The sequence below is a fragment of the Flavobacterium reichenbachii genome, from assembly GCF_002217435.1.
Lineage (GTDB): Bacteria > Bacteroidota > Bacteroidia > Flavobacteriales > Flavobacteriaceae > Flavobacterium > Flavobacterium reichenbachii.
The window spans coordinates 1-8,781 of the sequence record NZ_MUHF01000035.1 but is presented as its reverse complement, the minus strand read 5'-3'; the positions used below and the strand labels follow the sequence as shown (position 1 = coordinate 8,781).

General features: G+C 36.6%; 6 protein-coding genes. 1 reads left to right on the top strand and 5 read right to left on the bottom strand.

Features of this window, described 5'->3' with window-relative positions; genetic code table 11:
• Positions 1–45 precede the first annotated feature (45 nt).
• A complete protein-coding gene (locus B0A68_RS22860) occupies positions 46–1,551 on the top strand; it encodes a rhamnogalacturonan acetylesterase (protein ID WP_035689732.1) in 1,506 nt (501 codons plus the stop codon).
• Positions 1,552–1,617: 66 nt separating this feature from the next.
• Here B0A68_RS22860 and B0A68_RS22855 read toward each other — a convergent pair whose 3' ends face one another.
• From B0A68_RS22855 to B0A68_RS22835, 5 genes are all read right to left on the bottom strand, one after another.
• On the bottom strand, positions 1,618–2,946 hold the full coding sequence (locus B0A68_RS22855; protein ID WP_035689734.1) for a rhamnogalacturonidase: 1,329 nt from the start codon (positions 2,944–2,946) through the stop codon (positions 1,618–1,620).
• Between the two features lie 31 nt (positions 2,947–2,977).
• Positions 2,978–4,048: a glycoside hydrolase family protein gene (locus B0A68_RS22850; RefSeq protein WP_035689735.1), complete on the bottom strand. Its 1,071-nt coding sequence runs from the start codon at positions 4,046–4,048 to the stop codon at positions 2,978–2,980.
• Positions 4,049–4,055: 7 nt separating this feature from the next.
• Positions 4,056–5,582 (bottom strand): sialate O-acetylesterase, encoded by a 1,527-nt coding sequence (locus B0A68_RS22845; protein WP_035689876.1) that lies wholly within the window; start codon positions 5,580–5,582, stop codon positions 4,056–4,058.
• A 261-nt stretch (positions 5,583–5,843) separates the two neighbouring features.
• Positions 5,844–7,382: a RagB/SusD family nutrient uptake outer membrane protein gene (locus B0A68_RS22840; protein ID WP_035689737.1), complete on the bottom strand. Its 1,539-nt coding sequence runs from the start codon at positions 7,380–7,382 to the stop codon at positions 5,844–5,846.
• A 1-nt stretch (position 7,383) separates the two neighbouring features.
• A partial coding sequence (locus tag B0A68_RS22835; protein ID WP_123947541.1) for a TonB-dependent receptor domain-containing protein occupies positions 7,384–8,781 on the bottom strand: 1,398 nt, incomplete at its 5' end.

The window sequence follows — 8,781 nt, the reverse complement described above, 5'->3', positions numbered from 1 at the left end:
GTTTCTAAAACCTGTTAGGTATTCTTTTTTAAAACATTAAAACGTATGAAATCCATCAAAATAATTTCACTCCTTTTTTTAGGGTTATTATTTTTCAATTTTACTCCAAAACAAAACAACAAACCAACCGTTTTTATGGTGGGCGATTCTACTGTAAAAAATGGTAAAGGCGATGGTTTGGGCGGACTTTGGGGCTGGGGCGATTATATCGGACAGTTTCTGGATACGACAAAAGTGAATGTTGAAAATCATGCTTTGGGAGGTACGAGCAGCAGAACTTTTCAGGATAAAGGTTTATGGAATGCTGTTTTGGGCAAACTTAAAAAAGGCGATTACGTTTTGATTCAGTTTGGACATAATGATGACGGACCTCTGAACGACAGTCTTCGCGCACGCGGCACGATTAAAGGAATTGGAAATGAAACGGAAGAAATTGACAATATCCTGACCAAAAAACATGAGACCGTTCACAGTTACGGCTGGTACATTCAGAAAGTAGTCCGCGAAGCAAAATCAAAAGGCGCTATTCCGATTATTTGTTCGCCGATTCCGAGAAACGACTGGAAAGAAAAAAAAGTACCGCGTAATGACAAATCGTACGGATTATGGGCAAAACAAATTGCCGAAAAGGAAAAAGTTACGTTCATCAATTTGAACGAAAAAATGGTTGCAGCAATGGAAAAATTGGGTGAAGCAAAAGTAACCGGAACTTATTTCTACAAAAAAGACCATACTCATACTAGTGCAAAAGGTGCAGTTTTATCGGCATCGGTAATTGTTAAGGAATTAAAAGAAAGCAAAAACACTTTAAAAAATTATATTTTAGAACAGCCAAAAATTGAACTTCCAGCAAAGAAAAAAGTGTTTTTAATTGGCGATTCTACAATGGCAGACAACAATAATCCCGATGCTGTGGGCTGGGGAGTTTGTTTTGCTAAATATTGTGATACTACCAGAATTGAAGTGATCAATAAAGCCAGAGGAGGCAGAAGCACGCGGACTTTTGTTTACGAAGGTCTTTGGGATGAAGTAAAAAATCAATTAAAACCCGGTGATTTTATTTTGATTCAGTTTGGGCATAACGATGCCGGTGCTGTAGATAAAGAAAAAATGAGAGGTTCTCTAAAAGGAAACGGCGATGAAACACAAGAAGTTATTCGTCCCGACGGCTCAAAAGAAATCGTTCGTACTTTTGGGTGGTACATGGAAAAATTCATTCGCGAAGCGAAAGAAAAAGGCGCAATCCCGATTGTTTTAAGCCTGACGCCAAGAAACGAATGGCCAAACGACAAAGCCGAACGCAGAACCGATACTTACGTAAACTGGTCTAAAATTGCAGCCGAAAAAGAAAAAGTCCCGTTTATTGATTTAAACGACATAACAGCTTTAAAATATGAAGCTTTGGGAAAAGAAAAAGTAAAAACTTTTTTTCCAAAAGATCATACGCACACAGGTTTAGAAGGCGCCGATCTTAATGCACTCACTGCTGCAGAAAACATCAAAAAAATAAAAGAATACGCCTTAAAAGATTATATAGAAATCCCTAAATAATTTAGCAATAATAAAAAAGGTGCAGAAGAAACCTCTGCACCTTTGAACCTCTGAGCCTTTGAACCTCTATTCAACAGCCTCTTTATTTACAAAAACATTCTTAAAAGTAACGCCATTTATCAGACTTTTATCAATGGTAGTTTTAGCCGATTCTATATTTAAATTTTCAAACGTAAAATTGGACAAACGCACATTTGGATCGTTTTCTACTCCGTAAAAAGTATCGCATTTAAGATCAATATTTTTTAGTGTGATATGATCACCGTAAGACAACGGCACATCGGGACGGCCTTTTAAATCAAAAAATTGTTTCCATGCAAAAACGGCAAGACAAGTTTTGGCAGAACCTTTAATATCTTCTACCCTAATATATTCATATCGCTGTGGCGTGTCGGGTCTCATTTTAAGCCATAATAATCTCGAAGCTCCTTCTATTTTACAATTTCGCATAATTACGTTTTTGTTATGAATAGATTCGCTTCCGTTTGTTAGTGCCGAGTGGCAGAATCCGAAATTACAATCTTCAATAATAATATTGGCGTTTGGTCCGTTATTTTTATCCTGATCTGCATAGGGTCCTTTTCCTCCTTTTAAGGCAATTGCATCGTCATTAACGGATAAATAACAGCCTTTTACAAGAAAGTTGGTACAGATATCAATATCTATTGCATCTGTGCTTGGAGCTTTGAATTCTATGTGAGGCGAAAAAATATACAAATCAAGCATTTTTACGTTGTTGCATTTATAAAAATGATTGGTCCAGAAACCCGAATTAATCAGTCTGACATCCTGAAGCTGTACATTATTTGAATTCCATACAAAAACCAATCTTGGTCTTGATACTTCCAGATTGGTACATTTTGGATTTTCTTTGCGTCTTTCCCAAAAAGCAGCCCAATATTTTTTACCATTTCCGTTAATGGTTCCTTTTCCTGAAATCGAAAAATTATCTACTCCGTACGCATTGACTAAAGCCGGGAAATAATCCAGATTCTGGCCTTCCATTCTGGACGGCATAATCGGATAATCTGCAATATTATCAGAGCCTTTTAATACGCCGCCTTCTGCAACATATAAAACCGTTTTGGGTTTAAAAAATAGAGCGCCGGATAAGAAAACTCCTTTCGGAATTACGATTACGCCGCCGCCTTTTGCAGATGCTTTATCAATCACAGCTTGTATTTTTGCAGTCTGCACGACGGTGCTGTCTTTACCAACTCCATTTTCTGTAAGGACAAATTGTTTTCCTAAATCTTTGAGCTGCAATTTGGTATAATCTTTAAACCAATTCGGAATAGCAGAACCGTCTGGAAATGTATCATTGGTATAATTTTGCGAAAATACCGCTGGCACAATTCCCAAAATGCAGATAATAAGGATAATATATTTTTTCATGGTTATGATAGTTTAGTTTTTTGCTTGATGTTTAAACAATTTTAAAAATAAATCCGGAAGACGTTTCGTATTTTCCGCCTTGCGAAGCAGTAAACATATAGGTTGCTTTTCCGTTTTGAAACAACAGCTGCGGTCGTTCTGCACGTCCGTAGCGGTTTAAATGTTTTGGCGCTTCAGGCTGTTTAATATATTTATCTAAAGGCTGATAGGAAATTAAGGGTTTACTCCAATGAATTCCGTCATCAGAATCCATATAAAGACCATAATCCATGCCGAAAACGCCCATATCTCTGGCTAACATTTTAAACTTTTTACCTTCATACCAGACAAAAGCATCTTCGCATTGTTTATTATCTCCTAAATTAGAAAAATCAATTACCGGATTGCCTTTATACTTTTCATAAGGTCCGTAAAGCGATTTTGATGTTGCCAGACCGTATTTTCTATTTCCTTTTACAGAAAATTTTGGATGTATATAATTTTCGGTATCCAGAGATTTATAATACAGCCAATATTCGCCATTCGGATGTTTTAAAAAGGATGGATTTGTGGTCAGAAGATCATCCCACGCACCTTGCTCTCCGGGAAGCAGCAAAGGCTGATCGGGTCTTTCCCACGGACCGTAAAGTGAATCTGAAACGGCTAAACCAATACGTTTTGTATCCATTTTGCCGTTAGAATTTCCCAGAAAAAAGAGGGCATATCTGCCGTCTACAAAATGAATGCTTGGATTATGGCAGGTTGTAGCATCCCAGAAACCTTGACCTCTTGGCGCTAAAACAGTACTTACATATTCGTAGGGACCTTCTGGTTTATCGGCAACAGCATGTGCAATTTCAGAACCATTGATCCAGCCGCTCATCGATTTTGATTTTTTCCATCGGGAGAAAAACACATGAATTTTTCCATCGGGACCTTCAATCGGACTGTTGCACCAAACATAATAATCCTCAAATTCTAATGCACGCCCGACTGGCCGAAGTCTTTTTTCGAAATCTGAAAGCCTTGGATCTTCTAACAAAGAAACTGCCGATGCAGAAAACGGAAGACATAAACCAATTACGGCAAGAGAATTTCCGATTAAAAATTTCCTTCTGTTCATTTATACTTTATTTTTTTTCAGCTGTCAGCCATTCGTCGGTTCTGAAAGGAGAAGCTGGCAGATTTTCATTATTAAATAAATTCGGTTCCGGAACTGCTTTCCATGCAAAACGAACTGCTGCAGGATTTTTTACTTTTGATGAAGAAACTACGATTGTTTTTCCGTCAATTTTAGCATCGGCAGGATAAAAAACCTGATCTTCTCCGGCTATTTCAAATTCTTTTAAGAGTACTCCGTTTTTCTTTAAACCCGAATCTGCATAATCAAAAAACAACTGTACTTTTTGTTTTTTAATTTTCATATGATTGTAAATTGGCCCCGAATACACCAGTTTATTTTCTCCATAAGTTTTAGCGCGGGCAATCAAGGCAAGTCTGTGTCCTACAGTTTGTTTGTCTATTGGGTGAATGTTCTGTGCGTCTCCTACGTCTGTTGTAACAGCCATACCACTGTTGGGAATTGTTTTAAGCGACAATAATTGTGCTTCTCTAATTTCTGCATTCTGTCCCTTATGAGGTGTAATCTGTACATAATAAAAAGGAAAATCCCCTTGCTTCCACTCTTCTCGCCAGCTTTTTACCATTGCCGGAAATAAACTTCTGTACAAATAGGCTTTTCCGGAATTGCTTTCGCCCTGATACCAGATTGCGCCTTTTATGGTATAATTTACCAAAGGATGCAGCATGGCATTATACAAAACATAAGAGGTTTTATTGGCTTCTTTTTTAGGCTTTTTTAATTCTGATTTTTGAGTATTGGATGCGCTCGCAATTCTTTCATTGGTTAAAGCCAAGTAATAAGCTTCGAGTTTTTCCTGATATATTTTTTCGTTTTTTGCATCTTCCTGAAGAATTGGTAAAAAAGCCGTGTCGTTTTCTAAAACACTTTGAGCAGTCCATGCTTCTGCTTTTGTGCCTCCCCACGATGTCGAAATTAGTCCGATTGGTACATTTAATTTTTGATATAAATCTCTGCCAAAGAAATAAGCCACGGCAGAAAATGTTTGAATGCTTTCAGGCGAACATATTTTCCAGCTTCCAATTACATCTTCCAAAGGTTTTGGCGAAGCATTTGTCAAAACTGTAAAGAGTCGTAAAGGATAAGAAGCATTTTTTACTTCTTCTTCGTAATTTTTAACGCCTGTTTTCCAGGTTCCTTCTTCTTTTCCAACGGGAAAAAACATATTCGACTGTCCGGAACAAAGCCAGACTTCTCCGATCAGAATATTTTTTAAAACAATTTTATTTAAGCCGTCAATTGTTATTTCGTAAGACTGTTCACTGCCTTTTGGAGTTTCTACAACTGTTTTCCAATTTCCATTGTTATCGGCTGTAACTGCTGCTTTTTGGTCTGACCATCCTAATCGAATCGTTATTTTTTCGTTTGGTGATGCCCATCCCCATAAATTAACTTTTGCATTTTGCTGCAAAACCATATTATCTCCTACTAAAGAGGGCAATTTTACCTGTGCAATACTTGTCAGCTGCACAAGTGCAAGAATAAAAAATAAATAAAGTTTTTTTGAGTAAGTCATTGTATATAAATTTATTACCTGAAATCTGTAGAGTGCAATTATTTTTTTTAACACATAGAANNTATGTTCCTATGTGTTAAAATGTATTTTTTTTTATTTATCCTATTGATCATCTGAATTTTAAAGATAAAACACGAAAACGATATAGGCATCCTGTCCCTTCCTGTTTTATTTGAATAAAAAAAGTCAAAAAGCTGTCTTAAAAAAGACAGCTTTCAAAAAAAAACAAAATATGAAAAAAAAAATTGGGGCAATATATTTTTAATCGTATCCTAAATTCTGCGTATAGAGTCCAGGAACGGCAAGGATTTCCTGAAGCGGAATTGGATAAAGAAGCATATTATTATCTATTGTTCTGATTTTTCCTCCGGTATCTTCTGCAATTCTCCAGGCATTCATGATTGTTACTGCATTTCCAGATCTAATTAAATCAAACCATCTTGTTCCTTCAGAAAAGAATTCTTTTCTTCTTTCGTCAAACAATTGAGGCAGTGTAATATTTGCAGCAGTTGCAGGCACTCCTGCCCTTGTTCTTACCTGATTTACAATTGCATCTACATCTGCCTGAGAACCGCCGCCGCCGTGAAGCGTGCATTCTGCCATCATCATCAATACATCTGTGTAACGCATTACCATAAAATCAACACCCCAGTCTTCTCGTCCGCCAGTTCCGTAACGTGTTGGGTCAATGTATTTTTTAAAAACCGGAAGTGTGTAACTTCCTTTATAAGTACCTGTTGCAACGGTATAACTTGTGGCAATGCCAAAAGTTTTTCTATTGTCGTTTGCTGCAAACATGTTTAAGAAACCTGTAGAAATTGGTCTGGCTTCTAAAGCGCCTTGTGCCGATAAATTTACAGAAGCAAAATAAGGTTCATAACCCAATTCTACCATAAAATTACCACCAATAGAACTTGCTACACTTTGTGTGTAAGGAATCGTTAAGATGTTTTCTTTGTTTGCAATTCCTTCTGTTTTAAATATAGCGGCGTAATCTGTACCAAAAGCATACAAACCGCTGGTTTTAATATCATTTAGCTGCTGGTATGCTTTATCCCATTCGTTAAGACCAAGCATTGCACCATCAATTCCGTAAGTTGGGCTTGAACGGGTCATGTATACTAATCCTAATAAACCTTTTGCTCCGTATTTGGTTACGCGTCCGAAATTGGCAGCATCATAAGACGGGCTCAAATCTGGAATTGCGGCTTCTAAGTCTGCAATTATTAATTTATAAATATCAACAACCGGACTTCTTCCTATTTTAGAAGTTTCCTGCGCTGTCATTGTTCTGTCAATCAACGGAACTTTTCCAAACCATCTGATCAAATCAAAATAACAAAATGCTCTCAGAAAACGCGCTTCTGCAACCATAGAGGCTTTGTCGACTGGATTTGTAAAAATATCATTTCCTTTTAATGCAATTTTTTCTAATAACTGATTGGCTTTATATATTGCATTATAATTACTCAAATAAGCTTCTTTTACATAGGTATTTGAACTTATAGAAGTATAAAAGCTGTTGATTCCTTCCCAATCTCTGGAAGCAGTTGTCAAGGCTAATAAATTATCCGATCTGGTTTCGCTTAAGTTTAATACTCTGTTGGCATAACCATAAGTTCCTGTTCCGTGAAATGCTACCGAATAAACAGCATTTCTAGCCTGATTAAAATCTCCCGGCGTAGCATAAAAGTTCTCTTCTGTACCTTGCGATAATGGAACCTGAGTCAGCTCTTCTGTACAGGAAGCTGTTCCCAATAAAAGCAAATTTGCTGCTAGTAAATAAATATATTTTTTCATTTTAATTAAAATTAATGTTAAGACCCAGAACGATTGATTTTGCTAATGGCGCACCTCCGTAATCTACAGGAACAGAAAAATCACTATTTGAACTTCCAGAAGTATTTACTGCTTCTGGGTTAAAACCTACTTTGTATTTATTCCAGTAGAACCAGTTTTCGCCCGTAATATATAACCTTGCATTGTCTATTCTTTTTACTGTTTTTACTGCCTGTTTTAAATTATATCCCAAAGAAATACTTCTAATACTGATATAATCAGATTTATACAACCAATCTGAATTGGCTTGATAACCAAAAGAAGTTCTCCAGTTTCCTCGTACTGCAGGATCAACATTTAGTGAGTTTTCTACAGAACCCATTCCGGTTCTGTCAATTGCTCTTCCTGTTAAACCGTATACTGTACCTCCATTTTGTCCTTGTACCAATATGCCTAAATCGAAATCTTTGTATTTAAAATTATTCGTAATTCCCCAAGTATATTTTGGCGTTGGGTTTCCTAAATCGACACGATCTTCTGAGTTGATTTTTTTATCGCCATTTTGGTCAATATATCTCGGATCTCCCAAAACCAATTTATTTCCTCCAATAGTGGTCCCTCCGTTATCTATATCAGACTGAGTAACTACACCGTTTTGCTGTAAACCAAAAATAGTATACATAGGTTTTCCAACTTCTAATTTCACAAACGGAACTCCTCCATCGTAAGCATTACTAATTTCGATTTTGGTTTGGTCTGGTCCTAATGCCAATACTTTATTTTCGTTATGGCTTAAGTTTAAAGATGTTCTCCACTCAAAACTATTGGTTGTAAAGTTCAAAGTATTTAATTCAAACTCCCATCCTTGATTTTGAACCGCTCCCACATTGGTCAGATAACTGCTGAAACCAGATGCCGAAGGAACAGGAACTCTCAATAATAATTCGGTATTCTTCTTTCTATAGACTTCAAAAGTTGCAGAAATTCTATTTTTAAGAAGCGACACATCTACTCCTAAATCAATACTTTTAGATTCTTCCCAGTGTAATGAAGGATTTGGTATTGAACTCACGCCCTGTCCGATTCCAACTGCTCCTCCGATAGAATAATTGTACGAAGCTAATGTAGAATAAGATCCGTAACTTCCGATATTATTGCTTCCGTTTGTTCCTACACTTCCTCTAAATTTTAAGTCTGTAAGCCAGTTTACTTCTTTCAAAAAAGATTCCTGTTTTACTCTCCATCCAAGAGACAAAGAATAAAAAGATCCCCATCGTTTATCACTTCCAAATTTAGAAGAACCGTCGCTTCTTATACTGGCAGAAAAAAGGTATCTTTCTTTAAAGTCATACTGCAGTCTTGAAAAATAAGATAACAAAGTATTTTTTTCTGCATTGGTGCTTCCTAATGACCCTGTAGG